The 15,884-nt window shown below is 48.0% G+C and carries 11 protein-coding genes; 7 read left to right on the top strand and 4 right to left on the bottom strand.

The annotated features are described in order from the left end of the window. Nucleotides 1–83 precede the first annotated feature (83 nt). Entirely contained in the window at nt 84–3,164 is a 3,081-nt protein-coding gene (gene rne, locus EOPP23_RS19795; RefSeq protein WP_153767730.1) for a ribonuclease E, read from the bottom strand. A 545-nt stretch (nt 3,165–3,709) separates the two neighbouring features. On the opposite strand from rne, the gene rluC reads away from it, so the two are divergent. The 4 genes from rluC to EOPP23_RS19775 all read left to right on the top strand — a co-directional run bounded on the left by rluC (nt 3,710) and on the right by EOPP23_RS19775 (nt 9,731). Next, nucleotides 3,710–4,705, top strand: coding sequence for a 23S rRNA pseudouridine(955/2504/2580) synthase RluC (gene rluC / locus EOPP23_RS19790; protein ID WP_153767729.1), 996 nt, complete (start codon nt 3,710–3,712; stop codon nt 4,703–4,705). A gap of 46 nt (nt 4,706–4,751) precedes the next feature. Next, nucleotides 4,752–5,411 carry an HAD family hydrolase gene (locus tag EOPP23_RS19785; RefSeq protein ID WP_153767728.1) on the top strand — a complete coding sequence of 220 codons (660 nt, stop codon included), beginning with the start codon at nt 4,752–4,754 and terminating at the stop codon, nt 5,409–5,411. A gap of 23 nt (nt 5,412–5,434) precedes the next feature. Continuing rightward, nucleotides 5,435–6,451: a S49 family peptidase gene (locus EOPP23_RS19780; RefSeq protein WP_370514836.1), complete on the top strand. Its 1,017-nt coding sequence runs from the start codon at nt 5,435–5,437 to the stop codon at nt 6,449–6,451. A 67-nt stretch (nt 6,452–6,518) separates the two neighbouring features. Then, complete coding sequence (locus EOPP23_RS19775; protein WP_153767727.1) at nt 6,519–9,731, top strand: hypothetical protein; 3,213 nt, start codon at nt 6,519–6,521, stop codon at nt 9,729–9,731. A 59-nt stretch (nt 9,732–9,790) separates the two neighbouring features. Here the strand turns inward: EOPP23_RS19775 and EOPP23_RS19770 are convergent, their stop codons facing one another. Then, entirely contained in the window at nt 9,791–10,681 is an 891-nt protein-coding gene (locus EOPP23_RS19770; RefSeq protein ID WP_153767726.1) for an alpha/beta fold hydrolase, read from the bottom strand. Nucleotides 10,682–10,872: 191 nt separating this feature from the next. On the opposite strand from EOPP23_RS19770, the gene EOPP23_RS19765 reads away from it, so the two are divergent. After that, nucleotides 10,873–13,908, top strand: a complete 3,036-nt coding sequence (locus tag EOPP23_RS19765) for a hypothetical protein (RefSeq protein WP_153767725.1) — start codon at nt 10,873–10,875, stop codon at nt 13,906–13,908. 96 nt (nt 13,909–14,004) lie between these two features. Here the strand turns inward: EOPP23_RS19765 and ccoM are convergent, their stop codons facing one another. After that, nucleotides 14,005–14,121 (bottom strand): cytochrome c oxidase subunit CcoM, encoded by a 117-nt coding sequence (ccoM, locus tag EOPP23_RS21710; RefSeq protein WP_304598789.1) that lies wholly within the window; start codon nt 14,119–14,121, stop codon nt 14,005–14,007. Between the two features lie 238 nt (nt 14,122–14,359). Continuing rightward, nucleotides 14,360–14,962, bottom strand: coding sequence for a Maf family nucleotide pyrophosphatase (locus EOPP23_RS19760; RefSeq protein ID WP_153767724.1), 603 nt, complete (start codon nt 14,960–14,962; stop codon nt 14,360–14,362). A 165-nt stretch (nt 14,963–15,127) separates the two neighbouring features. Between EOPP23_RS19760 and EOPP23_RS19755 the strand changes: the two genes are divergently transcribed. Then, nucleotides 15,128–15,691, top strand: a complete 564-nt coding sequence (locus EOPP23_RS19755) for a YceD family protein (protein WP_153767723.1) — start codon at nt 15,128–15,130, stop codon at nt 15,689–15,691. Between the two features lie 3 nt (nt 15,692–15,694). Further along, on the top strand, nt 15,695–15,877 hold the full coding sequence (rpmF, locus tag EOPP23_RS19750; RefSeq protein ID WP_153767722.1) for a 50S ribosomal protein L32: 183 nt from the start codon (nt 15,695–15,697) through the stop codon (nt 15,875–15,877). Nucleotides 15,878–15,884: the final 7 nt, after the last annotated feature.

Raw genomic sequence — 15,884 nt, 5'->3', positions numbered from 1 at the left:
TTTCTTCCAGATATGAATTACAGAGATAAAAAAAGGAGCCAATCGGCTCCTTTTTTTATGGATCAAGCTTTGAGCTTTACTTCTTAGTTATCCTGAGAAGTTGGAGCAGGGCTTGTGGCGGTCTCAGCAACAGCGTCAACCTTTGGAGCTTCTGCTTTAGCGGCAGGTGCAGAGCTGGTTGCATCGGCAGCATCTGCTTTCGCAGCTTCAGCTTGCTTCTGCTGCTCAAGCTTACGCTTCAAACGTGGGTCGTTCATAGCTCTACTGCGACGACGACGTGGAGCAGGTTCTGCAGGCGCTTCAGCAGCTGGTGCTGGCGTTGCTTCTACAGGTTTTTCTGCTGCAACCGGAGCAGGTGCAGGTTGGGCTTTTTTCTCTGCTACCGGCTTTGGAGCTTCAGCAGGCTTAACCGCTGCAGGCTTTTCAATCTTCTCTGCTTCAACCTTTGGCGCTTCGGCTTTAATAGCCTCAGGCTTGCTGGCTGGCTCTGCTTTGGCAGCAGGAGCTTCTGAAGGAGTAGACTGCATGGCTGCAGGAGCAGGCTCTCTATGACTGGTGGCTGCAACAGCTTTAGCCATTTCGGTCATTTGAGGTGCTTGAGGCTTGGCTTCAACAACTGGAGTAGCTACTTCAGCTTGTTGCTGCTCAGGCTTGTCAGCTTCAACGGACTTAGGCTCAGCTTTTGGCTGGCGAACCTCTTCCTTAACAGCGTCTTTAGCAATGTCTTTAACAGGGTCTTTAGCTACAGGCGCTGGCTTTTGCTGTGCCGGAACTCTTGTTTCTCTGGCTTCAGGCTTGGCTGCTTCTGGTTTAGCCGCTTCTGACCTGGCTGCTTCTGGTCTAGCTACTTCAACCGGCTTTTCCTGTCTGGCAGGTGCTTGCTGAGGTGCAGGTTTTTCAGCTTCTGGCTGAGACATGGAAGGCAATACAGGCTGGTCCTGAGTGCTTCTGTCACGCTGAGAAGGACGGTTGTTGCGACGACGCTGAGCAGAACCTGGACGGCGGCGACGGCGGCTGTCATCCTGCTGCTCGAATCCCTGATCCTGCTGTTCGGCTACAGGTTCCTGACGTGTCTGTTCGCGGCGATCAGTGCTGCGATCGTTACGTTCAGAGGTGCGGTCAGTGCGCTCAGGGCTACGATCACGACGATTTCCGCGTTCTTGACGGTCCTGGCGTGGAGCTCTTTCCTGGCGCTCTGTGCGATCCTGACGAGGTGCTTTCTCCTGACGCTCTTCCTGGCGAGGAGTACGCTCCTGACGGTCATCACGGTTGCGATCATTGCGGTCGTTGCGACGACGATCGTTGCGAGGACGTTCCTGACGTTCTTCAGTCTGCTCTCGGCGCTGCTGAGGCTTGCGTTGCTGAGGTTTGTTATCGGAACGGTTGTCGCGATTGCTGTCACGGCTCTGACGCTGTGGCTGACGAGCAGGACGCTTTTGCTCAGAGCGAGCCTTGGATGCTTTCTCTTCCTCGGCACTGCCAAACAGGCTGCCAATAGAGCTGACCAGAGACTGCAGTAAGCCAGGCTTTTCTTCTTTCTGCTTTTTGACAGCAGCAGGTGCTGGCTGAGCAGGCTTAACATTTTTTACTGCCGCTTCCTGACGCTGAATGGTCTTGGAAGGTGCAACAACTACCTCTTCTTCTACAGTTTCTTCTGCTTCCAGAAGTTCATAACTGCTTTCAGAGCCTTCGGTTACATGGTCATCACGTAAACGCTGAACGTCGTAGTGAGGTGTATCCAGATGAGCGTTTGGAACCACTACGATACGAACATCGCTGCGTTTTTCGATTCTGGCGATGGTCTGGCGCTTTTCGTTTAGCAGGAAAGCTGCAACAGAAACCGGAACCTGAGCACGGATTTCAGAAGTTTTGTCCTTCAGAGCCTCTTCTTCCATCAGACGCAGAATGGACAGAGCCAGTGATTCGATGTCACGGATAGTGCCCTGACCGGAGCAGCGTGGGCAGACAACACCACTGGTTTCACCCAGGGACGGACGCAGGCGTTGACGGGACATTTCCAGCAGACCGAAGCGGGAGATACGGCCGGTCTGTACGCGGGCGCGGTCCATGGACAGAGCCTGACGGATGCGGTTCTCCACTTCACGCTGGTTGCGGTTCTGACTCATGTCGATGAAATCGATCACGATCAGGCCACCGATGTCGCGCAGGCGCAGCTGTCGAGCAATCTCGTCGGCCGCTTCCAGGTTGGTGTTCAGTGCTGTCTCTTCGATATCACCGCCACGGGTTGCGCGGGCAGAGTTGATGTCGATGGAAACCAGTGCTTCCGTTGGATCGATAACGATGGAACCACCGGAAGGCAGCTTCACTTCGCGCTGGAACGCGGTCTCGATCTGGGATTCAATCTGGAAACGGTTGAACAGAGGGATGCTGTCTTTGTACAGCTTAATCTTGCTCTGGTACTGAGGCATAACCTGCTTGATAAAATCCAGGGCTCGTTCGTGAGCGCTGTTCTTATCGATCAGTACTTCACCGATGTCCTGACGCAGATAGTCGCGAACAGCACGGATGATAACGTCGCTTTCCTGGTAGATCAGAATAGGTGCAGGTTGTTGTGCTGCTTCTTTAATGGAAGCCCACAGTTGCAGCAGGTAATCCAGATCCCATTGCAGTTCTTCCTGAGAACGGCCCAGACCAGCGGTGCGAACGATAACGCCCATTTCAGTCGGGATGTTCAGGCTGTTGAGGATTTCACGCAGTTCTGCACGCTCGTCACCTTCGATACGACGGGAGATGCCGCCGGCACGAGGGTTGTTAGGCATGAGTACCAGGTAGCGACCGGCCAGACTCACCAGAGTCGTCAGGGCTGCACCTTTATTGCCGCGCTCTTCTTTATCTACCTGAACAATAACTTCCTGGCCTTCCTTGATGACGTCCTTAATGTTTGGACGACCACCCTGATAGGCGCTGGAAAAATATTCGCGGGAGATTTCCTTCAGCGGGAGAAAACCATGGCGCTCAGCACCAAAATCTACAAAGGCGGCTTCCAGGCTAGGTTCAACCCGGGTAATACGTCCCTTGTAAATGTTGGCTTTCTTCTGTTCACGAGCGCCGGATTCAATATCCAGATCGTAAAGGCGCTGGCCATCAACCAGCGCTACACGCAACTCTTCAGACTGAGTTGCGTTGATTAACATTCTCTTCATAGAGTACCGATACGTTCAGAGGCTAGCCTCTCAAGCCGGCACTGCCCGTTTTCACTGTCTTTCCGGTCCGTCTTTGTACGGAACTGCCGGTTTGATTAACGCTGCTATCAGACTTACGTTACCCAGCACATCTTGCTGTTTCATGTAACGATATAGCAGTAACAGTCTGAAGATCTTTGTGCTGATCTTTAGAGCTGTTGGGGCGGGGATATCTTAAATACCGGGAGTTCGGCGTTATTGATCAAATCGTCCGAATGTAGATCTCATTGTCCCGGCAATATGTCCTCTCGCCCGGAATTCGGGGGTGCCCTGCTTGACAGAGAGTAGCGCGTTTATCTTACACAGCTTGCTTGTTGCTGTGCGGTCATTTCATCTGTCCTGAGATTCATCGGCTCGGTGTCAGGGGGCTTTATTGCTTTTCCGCTGCTGGCCGTACTCAGGTTTCGCAAATCGAACTGTCTCTTCGGATGTGCATAAGACAGCCCTTCAACTATATCAGTAATCAGTAAGTGCTTCAAATGAGTGAATGCTGGTAATATAGCTTCATGGAAAGACAACAGAACGATTCCCGGGAAACCGGTGAAACCCGCCCAGTGGTACAGATGATCAACATTGATCAGGAGTATGCCGGTCAGCGGGTCGACAATTACCTCACCCGTATTCTCAAGGGTGTACCAAAAACCCGCGTGTATCGAATTATTCGCAAGGGTGAAGTACGTGTAAACAAAAAACGTGTGACCGCAGATTATCGTCTACAGGACGGTGATTTACTGCGTGTGCCGCCAGTACGAATCAGTGAAAAAGAGAAGATCGTTAACCCGGGTGCTGCACTCATAGCAAAGCTGGAAAGTTCCATCATCTATGAAGACAAAACCCTGATCATCATTAACAAACCTTCAGGTATCGCAGTACACGGCGGTAGTGGTATTAATTACGGTGTGATTGAGGCGATGCGCAAGATTCGCCCTGATGAGCATCACCTGGAATTGGTGCACAGACTGGATCGTGATACTTCGGGTTGCCTGATGCTTACAAAAAAGCGCAGCATGCTTCGTTATCTGCACGCACAGTTGCAGGAAAAGCACATCAGCAAAATTTACAATGCTCTTGTCGTGGGTCGCTGGCCAAGCCGTAAAGTGCTGGTTAATGCTCCGCTGCTAAAGAACACTCTGCGTTCCGGTGAACGTGTTGTTACAGTGGATATCGATGAAGGCAAACGCTCCAAAACCAGTTTTCAGGTTCTTGAGCGTTACAGTCATAAAGGTGAATCAGCCACTCTGATTGAAGCCAGTCCGATAACAGGGCGTACTCACCAGATTCGTGTTCACTGCCTGCATGCTGGTTATTCCATTCTGGGTGATGAAAAATACACTAAAGATGAAGAGAATAAACGCTTTCGTCAGTTTGGTCTTAAACGACTGTTTCTTCATGCAGCCCAGTTAAGGCTGAAGCTACAGGATGGTACACCGTTGGTGATTGATGCTCCTTTGCCTGCGGACCTTCAGCAAGTGTTGGAAACGCTTGGTAGTTCTGAAGTTTGATCAGCAAAAAATACGTTTGAACAGTTATACAGTTAAAAGAGAAACGATGACGGTAAAAAAGGATTATTCCCTGATCATATTTGATTGGGATGGCACATTGGTTGATTCGGTGCCTCATATTGTTGAAGCGCTCAAGTGTGGTGCTCAAGAGCAGGGTTTACCGGTTCTGGATGATGAGGCTTACAAAGGTGTGATTGGCCTCAGCCTGGGTAATGCCATTGCCCAGCTGTATCCGAATCTGGGTGATGAAGCGGTAGCTATCTATCGCGATGCTTATCGGGATAATTATTTTCGTCTGGAAGAAAATCCATCACTTCCTTTTGCGGGAGTGACTGATGGACTTGAGCTGCTGAAAACTAATGGCTATCAGATGGCGGTGGCAACAGGTAAAAAGCGACCGGGTCTGGAAAAATCCATGAACGCTAATCAGCTTCAGGATTTCTTCAGTGACAGTCGTACGGCTGATGACGCTGAGTCCAAACCACACCCAATGATGTTGCAACAGATTCTGGAAGAATTGCAGGTTCCGGCCGAAAAAGCATTGATGGTTGGTGATGCCGGTTTTGATCTGCAGATGGCGGCTAATGCCGGCATTGATGGTGTGGCTGTGACTTATGGTGCACAGACCGCTGAAAGTCTTGGACAGTACGATACAGTATTGACTGTAGATTCTTTTGATCAGCTGATTAGCTGGTTAAGCAAATAATAATTCCGGGGGGAGAAAACTGAGTGAGTGATAACTGGAATGAGCCGGAGTCTTCTCCTGCAGAAAAAACGGAACTTATCTCCAAACCTGAGTCTAAAACTGAGGATAAAGCCTGGAAACTGGTTGAAGGACTAGCTGAAGGTGCGCTGAAAGAACAACGTCGTGCAAGACGTTGGGGTATCTTCTTTAAACTGCTGACGTTTACCTGGCTGTTTATCTCTGTGGGTCTGGTTTACAAGTCAGCGAACCCGACAGTATCACCAGCTAAAACCAGCGGCAGTCACACTGCTTTGGTAGAAATGAATGGTGTGATTGGTAGTGGTCAGGATGTCGATGCGGATACCGTTGTCTCCGGTCTGAGAGCTGCCTTCAAGGACAAAAATACCAAAGGTGTGGTGCTGAGAATTAACAGTCCTGGTGGTAGTCCGGTTCAGTCTGGCTATATCTATGACGAAATTCAGCGTCTCCGTGGTATTTATCCGGAAACACCTCTTTATGCGGTGATTATGGATATTGGTGCGTCTGGTGGTTACTACGTGGCTGCAGCAGCTGATGAAATTTATGCGGATAAAGCCAGTCTGGTGGGTTCTATTGGTGTGATCTCATCCGGTTTTGGTTTTGTTGATGCAATGGAAAAACTGGGAGTAACCCGTCGTACGTACACTGCGGGTGAGTTCAAGGCCTTTAATGATCCTTTCCAGCCGCAGGATGCAGAAGCAACTGAGCGCTGGCAGCAATCACTGGATACAATCCATAATCAGTTTATTGATGTGGTGAAGAAAGGTCGTGGTGATCGTCTGAAAGACAGCCCCGAGATCTTCTCTGGAATGGTCTGGACCGGTGAACAGGCTAAAACACTTGGCTTGATTGATGGTCTGGGTAGTACCGGTTATGTCGCCAGAGAGATTGTTGGTGAAGAAGAGATCGTTGATTTCAGCTATCGCCTGAGCCCGCTGGAACAGTTTGCCAGAGAATTTGGTGCAGGTGTTTCTGCCACAGCGATCAAGCTGATGGGTGGAGATGCATTAAGCCTTCGCTAGTAATAGTCGAGTGACGTCTACATAGGCGTCACTCACTTTCACTGAATAAGTTTTCTTAAATATCGTGATGCAGTCCTGCATTCACGAATTTGTCGAATTAACTTTCATTAGCTATACCTCTATCCCTAGAGGAGATAATAGAATGAAAGCTTATTCACATTATCTATTTAGCCCTGTCTCTCTTTTTTTGTCCCTTCTGCTTTTAGTTGCACCAGATCTCACTGCGCAAACAGCGTCGGGACTGTCCCTCGATCTGAATCAGTTTCAATTGCGACAAAAAGACGCTTCTTCATATCTGAATGCTGATCACTCTGTTCTGAAAGGTCGTGATGATCCTGAGCATATTAACTCGACGCGCTCGGGGTATATCCATGCAGATGAACTTGACCATGGTGCGGATGATATAAAGCAGTTTCAGCAGGAAAGGTTCGTTATCGAATTGGCGGAAGATGCCTTTGAGTGGGAAGTCAGCGATGAAGACAGACTTTACCTGAAAATGCATCGTCAGAGTGGTTGTGCAGAGTTGGAGGTTGAAGCGTCTCACTGTCTGGTGTCAGACGGTATCGAATTTTTTGCCGATGATGCTGCCCGTCTTTTTTCTGAAGCGCCTGACCAGATAGTTCCTTTGGGTGTGGATTTAATTCAGGATCGGGTTGGACAAATTCTGGCAGAAATGGGCTGGCTTATTGGCAGGGTTTTGAAAGAGGGTGTCTGGGTCTACCTATACACCGATGGGAAAGGAGGCGTTAAAACAACTACGCAGGATGACTATGATGAGCTCTGTGCCCGTTTTGCTGCAGAGCAGATTCAGAGCGAACTGGAAGAGAGTGATGTTCCAGTAATAGCGCCGGAAGATTATCAGGCTTTGAAACGGGGGTGTGGTCGTTTGCCATCTCAGCCTGTTAGTCATACTCGAAACTGGATGGAGATGCAGGGTGTGAACAGCCTCTCTTCAGGTGTCTGGTTTAAACCGGGGAAAGGAGGGGCGAAAGTGCTGCGTAGGAAGAAGAAAGGCTTTGGTTTACTGGAGGCGCATACTGTGCCGCATTATTCTGGTGAGTCGACTGATCCAGATTTGAATGATGATGGAAAAGTTGAAACAGCTTCGTCGCATAACTCTGGTGAGTCGACTGATCCAGATTTGAGTGCTGATAGAGAAGTTGAAACAGCTCAGTCGCGTTACGCTGGAATGGGAAGTCATGGTTCTTCGTCTCAAAAAACCGCTGAAACTCCTTATCGTGAAGTGCTTAAAAAATATATTTTCGATCATCAGATGGAAAAAATTTCGTCTTTACTCGTTACCAATATACCCCGGGAGCAACAACCACTCTTCATTATCGCTCTTGGTGGGGGGCTGCAAGACCTTGGAGCTGGTTTGAGCAGCTTTTTACGGAGCCATACTACTGATTCGGATGAGCCTTTAAGTATCGGAACACTGGTAAATGCTTTATATGCATTGGAGCAGCAAAGTCTCTTGAAGGCATCTCTGATGAATGACCTGGTTACCGGTTCTGGTTTTTTAAATAATCTCGATAATTATAAAAAAGGATTGTGGGGGGTCGACCTTAAACTTGCGGCCTTTCATACCCCCGGGGCACTTTCAGAAAGCTATGTTAAGGCGCACCTTGTTCATATGTTACTGAAGCGTTTCAATCAAAAGCATGTGGAAAATAAGTATATTGAAGATATTTTTGCAACGGTCTTTGGTTCAGAGCTTTCAAAGTTGCTCGGTACATCGCCAAGAGGTGTTGTTGGTTCTGGAGTGGTATTAAGTAGTCATTTGAAATTGGCATTACAAGCAATAGGCTGGTTTGAAGAACGAGCTTCGGAACGGAGTGGAGGAGGAAGTGCAGATGAATACCATTATGGGGTGTATGGAGGGCAGTTTCTGGAGCAGATTGATGCTTTTATTTCTAATGTTCAAACGCTATTGGACGTGTTTAATAAGCCTGTCTCGGAGTGGGAGGATGGGCGGCTCGCTCATATGCTGGGCTGGCTATCCCATGCGGCAAATTTTGACGGTCTGGCGGCGTTTTACTTTATTTTGGCTCCGGCAGACTATGAAGAGGTTAGCTACCCAGTGGCAATCCCGCAAGGTCGAGATCGTGTTGTCGATATTCCGAAGGGCATAACGGTAGGGCAGCTGTATTCTGCCTTCTATGCTGTTACACCTGATACCATTCTGGCAGACGAACTGGCCGGCCTTCATGAGGACTTCAGCGTTATCAGTAAATTGGTTTTTAAGAAAAAACTATTGGGCGATACGCGAAAGATTCTTGAGGAATCGGTGGTAATGGGGCCCGGGAAACAGTTTTTCAGTGCAAAATCGCTTGTCTATCAAGCCATGAGCAGTGGCGGTAAATATAGTGAGAAGCTACCTGCTGAAAAGGTGCGAGAAGAATATAGAAAAATGTCATCTCTTGCATTTTCTGAAGAATGGCATGAGCAGTTAACAAAACTAAGAAAACGTTTTCAGTTTGAGTTACCAGAAAAAAGAAATGCTGTAATGCTTAAAGCCGATCATGGTGGTGCTATCTATGTAAAAATGCCATTTGATAAGTGTCAGGAGTTCTATGAAGGTAATTTAACGCCTGATGGGCATTATCGATTCTGTTCGTTTCCTGATTGCAGTATGAAAGAGTTTCCAGAGTTTATGTATCACGGTATGCATAATAAGCTCCGCTATTGCCCTCAACACCCGCCTTACTGGGTGCAGCCATTAATAGGAAAAAATAAGTATAAGGTAGAGTCTCCTTCAGGGATGTCTACTGTAAGCTCAGGTCATGAGCATAAGTTAAGAGATATTAATCCGACTGACTTTGAAGTAGAGAGTAGTAGTCGAGGTCTGAAAGTTAACTTGCCCAAATCGTGCGGGACTTGCACAAAGCCTATAACCAGTGAGCATGAACATGCTTTTGTATGTGAAACCTGTTTTGAAGGGGCGAAACTGGCTGGTGAGGGCGCTGGGGTTCATATGGATTGCAAAGACTGCCAGACTGAACATTGTTTAAAAACGCATAGGTCTGGGGGGGAGTGGCAGTGGGTCAAGTTAGGAGAGTTGATAGAGCGAAACCCGGATTATCTGGGCGGATCTGTTTGTGATTGCTGCAATAAATTGCTTAGTTCGAGTTTTAGTGAAACACAGCGGAGTTCTTCGGATTGGAGTAAGGAGCGACCAAAAACCAAAAACGCTCTCAATAACGCTATAGTCCACTGTACGGAATGCAAGCTGGATTATTGTGCTAAATGTACTGAAGAGTTGAATAAAAAAAGAAAATAGATAAGTGGCTGTTTTGGTGATGATGCTGGCGCCATTATAATGGCTCCAGCATTAATAGGTCATATGTTCGTTAAGAAAAAACGCACTACGCTTTGTTCGGTTTTTTTTCTCTCAGCTTGCCAAAGTCGTGTATGCTCACCACCTTCAATTTTCAAAAACTGTTTAGGTTCTTTGGCCCGGGTGTAGAGATCCTCGCCATGATGGTATGGAACGGTTTTGTCGGCAGTGCCGTGCATGATAAAAACAGGGCGTGGAGATATTTCTGCAATCAGATCTTCAGCATTTAATCGATTCAGGTCAATATCACCGCGCCAGCTGAAAAGTTGCATTACTATTGGTATGAGAGGGTATTTCGGTAGCCCATATGAGGATTGGCCGTTTTCTGTTAGTACATCTTCCACGCTGGCAATAGGGCTGTTAAATACACCGGCCTTGATTCGCTGATCCTTTGCCATGGCCAGAACGCTGGTGGCGCCGCCCATTGAGAATCCCAATACGCCTATATCCTTCATTTTCTTCTGTCGTTCCAGAAAGTCGACAGCAGCAATAACGTCTTTCTGCTCATGAAAGCCCATCGTGGAGATGATCTCTGGTGACTGCCGTGGGTGGCGCAGATCAATAGCCAGAACATTGAATCCAGCTTTTATCAATGCCGGCGCATAGCGCATGCCTTCGGTGCGGTCTGCGCCTCGCCCATGTACCAGCAGTACTGCTTTACTCGAATGGATGGCAGGCATATACCAACCGGGAATTTCAAAGCCATCTTCTGAGGTGAAGCGGGTGTTTTCGTAAGCCAGGCCTTGCTTATCGGGTGTGCCGCAAAATACATAGTGCTCCTGATCGCACTCAGTGACTGGCAGATGAAGGACAACAGAAGAGAAGTACCAGCCAACACCAAACAACAGTATCAGGAAGAATACAGAAAACAGAAACAGGGTTTTCTTTAGCACAGTCAGGTTCCCTAAGGAGAGTAATCGTGTTTTTCTCAAATGATAATGGGGAGTGCGTTCAGGGGGAACTAAAACTGGGTAATAATTGTATGAACTAAGTCACAGCTTGTTTTGGTCAGAGAAGTCTGAGCCTCCGCTTGTTGTATGTATTTATATGAACTATTTCTTATCATTAATGAGAGGGTAGTTTTATGTATATATTGCATTCGTTGTCTGTCGTCCGTTTTATAGTTTGGCTGCTTCTTTCTGTCCTGTTGTTGTGTGTTCTGATTTCCAGTGTGGCTGCGCAAAGTGGTGTTGGGGTGGTTCTTGATCCACAGGATTTTGCTGTTCGGCAGAAGGCTGGAGTGCAATCTTTCCATCACAAAGCGATCCATTCGAATAAAGCCTATTCAAATCAAAGCCATTCAGACCCGCTCACCGGGGCAAACAGTGATGAGATTTTTGTCCATGAGCATGAAATACCGGAGTTGGAGCTACGCCCAATAGCTATTGAGATTTCTGTTGGTGAGCTTGAGGTTGACTGGTTGATAGGAGAGGAAGATGAGATTCTGATGATAATCAGGGATGAGGTTGCTCAGCGTTATCGTCAGGATGAAGGCCGTCCGTTGGAAAAGCGGATGGCTGATTCTGTTGAATTGTTTGTGAGCCCTGAAAGTCATTTTTTTACTTTTTTCTCTGATCCGTTTGATGCGCTAAGTGATGAAGGACGCGATGTGTTGTCTGTTATGTTGCCCCTGATGGGGCGGCTGATAGCGCGTTACCGGAGGAATGGTGAATGGGTTTATGTGTATGAAGCGGGCGGACAGGTTCATGAAGTCGGGCAATCCCGTTTTACTCTGTGGTGCCAGTCTATCTACGCTTCGAAGATTGAAATCGAGTTGGAAAATGATCCCTTTGCGGCTTTAAGTCCGGAGTCGTATCAGGCTATGGCTCTGGGGTGTTCGCTATTGCCGGAGCAGGTTCCGGCAGGGCATTTAAGGAACTGGTTGCAGGTGCTGGGTGTTGCTGAAGGGGATGGTCAGACCCGTTTTCGATTTAAGCGACCAAAAACTGATAAAGATATTGATGTGCCGGGCATTCTTGAATGGATGGAGAATGAAGGTGTGGCACCAGTGGCTCTATTTGATAAAGAAAAGCTACAGCGTCGGCGTGCACCTGGTAATGAGGGAAGAGGGGGTGTTGGAAAGGAGGGCGAGTTGCAGTCTGTGCCAGTGCCTTATAAAGAGCTTTTTATGGAGGAGTTGGTGCAGAATGATAAAGAGCTTTTGTCGGGGCATCTGGTTCAGAGATTAACGCAGGTAGAGCAGGAGCTATTTCTCCTTTCTTTAGGTGCGACTGTTGCTCAGGTTGAAAAAGGAGTGCCAGCCTATTTGAATCGGTTTTCTTTTACTAAAGGTGCAGTGGTCACCGCATTGTTTGCAGTGGGTAGGGGGCGCCTTTTGAATGACGCTGGGCGTGGTTTTGTGCGTTTGACGGATGGTTCGGATTACAGTTATGAGTCATTTGTAAAAGACCAGTGGAATTATCATGTTGAAACCGCTATCAGGCCTGGTTACAGACCCTGGCTGAATGCGGCTCAATACATTGATGCCAAGTTGGTGCAATTGCTTAGCCATCAGGGAGAGTTTGACCTATCTGCAGTGGAAGCGTTTGAGCGAATGTTTCCTGCGACTGGCCATCTGTCGGCAGCGTCTCTGTCACTGGAGGCGCAGATGGTTGTTAGAGCGCGGGAGTGGTTTCGCTCCGGTGACGTTTTTCGACGATATAATTACATCGACGCCTATGAAAAAAATGGTGATGCATTTTTGGCCAGGGTTGAACCTGCTCTGCAGCGCCTTCTTTCTTTAAGGCGTGAGTTTGTCAGGCCTGCCAATGATTTGTCGGATGCAGAAAAAGGGTTGATTGAAAACTGGGTTCAGGAAAAAGAGAAGAAGGCAGTTAACTGGTTACTAGAGAAAGAAGTGTTTCCTGAATCAGTGAGTGGTGGACGATTTAATGTGCCCCGAGGGGTGGATTTTGATGGGCTTACAGCAGGAGAGTTGTTTTCAGCCTTATACGTAATCTCAGATGATACTACTCTGGTCGAAGAACTGGCTGAGCTTTCTTCAGGTTTTGCCGTTATGGCTGACAGTCTGTTTAATGGGCAAGTAATGGGCCGTGCCGAGCAGCTAATGGCGGAACCTGTAAGAGTGGTGGGAGGTCAATATCTGTTTAACCAGCAGATGCTTGTCTATCTGGCGCATCGTTTTCAATCCCGTCGAGACCTTGTGAGAAATGAGTATCGGCCAGGTTCTGAATCTTTCCTGGCTGCTGTGCAGGCACAATACAATTCGATGCCCCGCGATGAGGTTTATTCCCATGCATGGCAGGAATCGCTGAGAGCATTGCAGCAAAGGCTGGAGACGAAATACTTCGAAAGGCGAAAGGCTGTTTTTATGTGTGGCAGTGATGGTGCTCTGTTTATAAAAATACCTTTTCGCCATTATGCCTCTTCTTATCAGGACTCTCCGATGGTCCTTTTCTGTTCGGGTAAAAACTGCAAAAACTGTAAGTGTGCCAAGTCCCGTTTTTCGAGAGCTGTGCCACCGGAATTCCTTTATAGGCGGCTTGGTGAGGAAAGAAACTTCTGTCCGATGTGTCCGCCTGAAAGGTTAGCGCCTTTGTTCAATGCTCCCGGTAGGACGGTTTCTGGAGAGGCAGGGAATGAGGGTATGGGGCATGTCCATGGGTTAAGACAGGTGAGATCCTTCGATCTTGCACAAGAGTGTGCTCGTCAGGGGAGAGGTCACAGAGATGTTTTCAGGTGTGATGAATGCAAAGCGGATATCACGGTCTCAGAAAGTGATTCTAGTCTGATGTATGTCTGTGATCACTGTTTCAGTGCCCAGAATGCAGGTCCGAACACAGGTTATTTTAAATGTATGCCTTGCCAGAGGGATTTTTGTTTGAAACATCATGGTGGGGGATCAGGCGTTCTTTCAGTCGGTGAGCTGATGGAAAATGAGCCTGCTTACCTTAATGGTGTTGTGTGTGATAAGTGCGAGCAACTGGTGGCATGCCAAGTGGTGACGGCAGCTGATCAGGAAGGCTTAACCCGTGATGCCATAATGTCCATGATGCTGCATTGTGAGCAGTGTCAGATTGACGGGTGCGCCAGTTGCTTTGAAGCCGTGAGTGATTCTCAACCGCAGGGGCAAAGCAGTGAACAGGATGACAATCGTTAGTTTGTCGGTGGGTAGCATTTAGGTGGGCAGTATTAGGTGGATCGTAGATGGGGAATTCGTTGAAGTGATTTGTGTAACGAATTCCCTGTTTAGCTCTTACTGCTCCTTGTGCTTTTTTATGTCTTTAGCAACAAAGGAATAGAAGCCTACGCCAACACCAATAGTGGCTATAACAGCAATCAAACCTGCGATCACAACGGTATCCATATACATAATACTGGCCTCTTTCATTGTATTTTTTATCAAAATGCAGCTTGAGAGGTGCAGTTGCTCGTGTTGTGTCTGAATGACTGCAGTGTTCGCTCATGGCTGCCTGGCGATGGAAACTGCTGCGTCTGTTACCCTCAAAAACAGAAGCTTTCCATGCAAGTGTTGTGTAAAGACTATGCATGCTGCAGGCAGGGCGTATTGATCTGGGTCAAGTTATGTTTCGATGTTAATTATATCCCGCTTAATGGGTATATGGATTAAGCGGATCTACCCCTTCGTTATTAAGCATCTCTGTCAGGCGAATCAGTGGTAGCCCTATCAGGCTGTTAGGGTCATCACCTTCCATTTTCTTAAACAGGGTAATGCCCAGTCCTTCACACATAAAACTGCCGGCGCAGTCGAGAGGTCTTTCTTCATTTATATAGAAACGGATTTGCTGTTCGCTCAATTCACGGAAATGGACCGTAAATGGCACGGTGTCCAACTGGTAGTTTCCAGTCCGGGTGTTGAGCAGGCAGAGGCCGGTGTGAAAAGTAACGGACTGACCATTGAAAGATGAAAGTTGCCCGATGGCTTTTTCAACGGTATGAGGTTTACCGAGAATTTTTTGTCCAAACTGGGCGACCTGGTCTGAGGCGATGATCAGGTGGTCTGGATAGTCACTGGCCAGTGCTTTGGCTTTGCCAAGAGACAGGCGTTTAACCAGATCTTTTGGACTTTCGTTCGGGATTGGTGATTCGTCGATGTCTGGCGATTGGGACTGAAATTCCAGACCTAATCTCTCCAGCAGTGATCGGCGATAGCTGGAACTGGAGGCAAGCAGTAGCTTCGTAGGCATTGTCATAGGGTTTATCAGAGGTTGCTGGTGGAAACTGCATATTGTTATTTTCTCTGCAAAGTCAGGCAAGTGCGAGGGTAGAAATTATGCAATTTAACCCTGTCAAACCCTTTGACACTGTCCATGCTTAGCCCTATTATGGCGCGCTTATAACTATCAACCCGTGAGCTAATGGCTATCGGACAATTACCCAAAAGCTTTGATCCGCGCAAGTTCGCGCGTCAGGGCAGGCAGTTTGAAGGTTCGCTGGCACTGAATCAATTTGGCCGGCTGGTGAACAGTCTGGTTGATGATAAAGGCGAAGTTCAGGTTGTTTTAAACTTTTCGTTAAGTGAAAACAACCGGGTTGTGCTGGAAGGGCATATCGAGGGAAAGCTGAACATGATTTGTCAGCGTTGTCTGGATGTTGCTGCCATTCCAGTGCGAGCAGACCTCTCATTAATGGGAGTTCTGACGGATGAGCAGGCAAGAGCCCTGCCGGAAGAGTACGAACCTTTGTTGTTCGGCGATGAACCGGTAGAGCTTGTGCCTCTTCTGGAGGAAGAGCTTATTCTGGCTGTTCCTCTAGTTGCTTATCATGCGCTCGAGGATTGTTCGGCTCAGCAGTTTTATACCACTGAGACCGATGACGAAGCCCGGGCAGCTGCTATTGAGGCAGAGAAAGAGCGTGAGGAAGAAAATCCTTTCAGCGTTCTGGCCAAATTGAAAACAGATACTACGATCCAGGAGAGTTGACACATGGCTGTTCAGCAAAACCGTAAAACCCGTTCCAGACGTGATATGCGTCGTTCCCACGATGCTCTGGGTACCGCTCAGCTGTCTGTAGACGCTGCTTCCGGTGAGACTCATCGTCGTCACCACGTTACTGCTGAAGGTTTCTACCGCGGCAAGAAAGTCGTTGCAACTGGCAACGAAGAGTAAGTTTTTA

It is taken from the genome of Endozoicomonas sp. OPT23, assembly GCF_009653635.1.
In the GTDB taxonomy this organism is placed as follows: Bacteria; Pseudomonadota; Gammaproteobacteria; order Pseudomonadales; family Endozoicomonadaceae; genus Endozoicomonas_A.
Note: the sequence above shows the minus strand (reverse complement) of the source record. Positions and strands in the feature narration are given on the sequence as shown.

Excerpts from the sequence above, each read along its gene's own strand:
- rne (WP_153767730.1), bottom strand. The coding sequence starts at position 3,164 with ATGAAGAGAATGTTAATCAACGCAACTCAGTCTGAAGAGTTGCGTGTA.
- rluC (WP_153767729.1), top strand. The coding sequence starts at position 3,710 with ATGGAAAGACAACAGAACGATTCCCGGGAAACCGGTGAAACCCGCCCA.
- EOPP23_RS19785 (WP_153767728.1), top strand. The coding sequence starts at position 4,752 with ATGACGGTAAAAAAGGATTATTCCCTGATCATATTTGATTGGGATGGC.
- EOPP23_RS19775 (WP_153767727.1), top strand. The coding sequence starts at position 6,519 with ATGCAGTCCTGCATTCACGAATTTGTCGAATTAACTTTCATTAGCTAT.
- EOPP23_RS19765 (WP_153767725.1), top strand. The coding sequence starts at position 10,873 with ATGTATATATTGCATTCGTTGTCTGTCGTCCGTTTTATAGTTTGGCTG.
- ccoM (WP_304598789.1), bottom strand. The coding sequence starts at position 14,121 with ATGTATATGGATACCGTTGTGATCGCAGGTTTGATTGCTGTTATAGCC.
- EOPP23_RS19760 (WP_153767724.1), bottom strand. The coding sequence starts at position 14,962 with ATGACAATGCCTACGAAGCTACTGCTTGCCTCCAGTTCCAGCTATCGC.
- EOPP23_RS19755 (WP_153767723.1), top strand. The coding sequence starts at position 15,128 with ATGGCTATCGGACAATTACCCAAAAGCTTTGATCCGCGCAAGTTCGCG.
- rpmF (WP_153767722.1), top strand. The coding sequence starts at position 15,695 with ATGGCTGTTCAGCAAAACCGTAAAACCCGTTCCAGACGTGATATGCGT.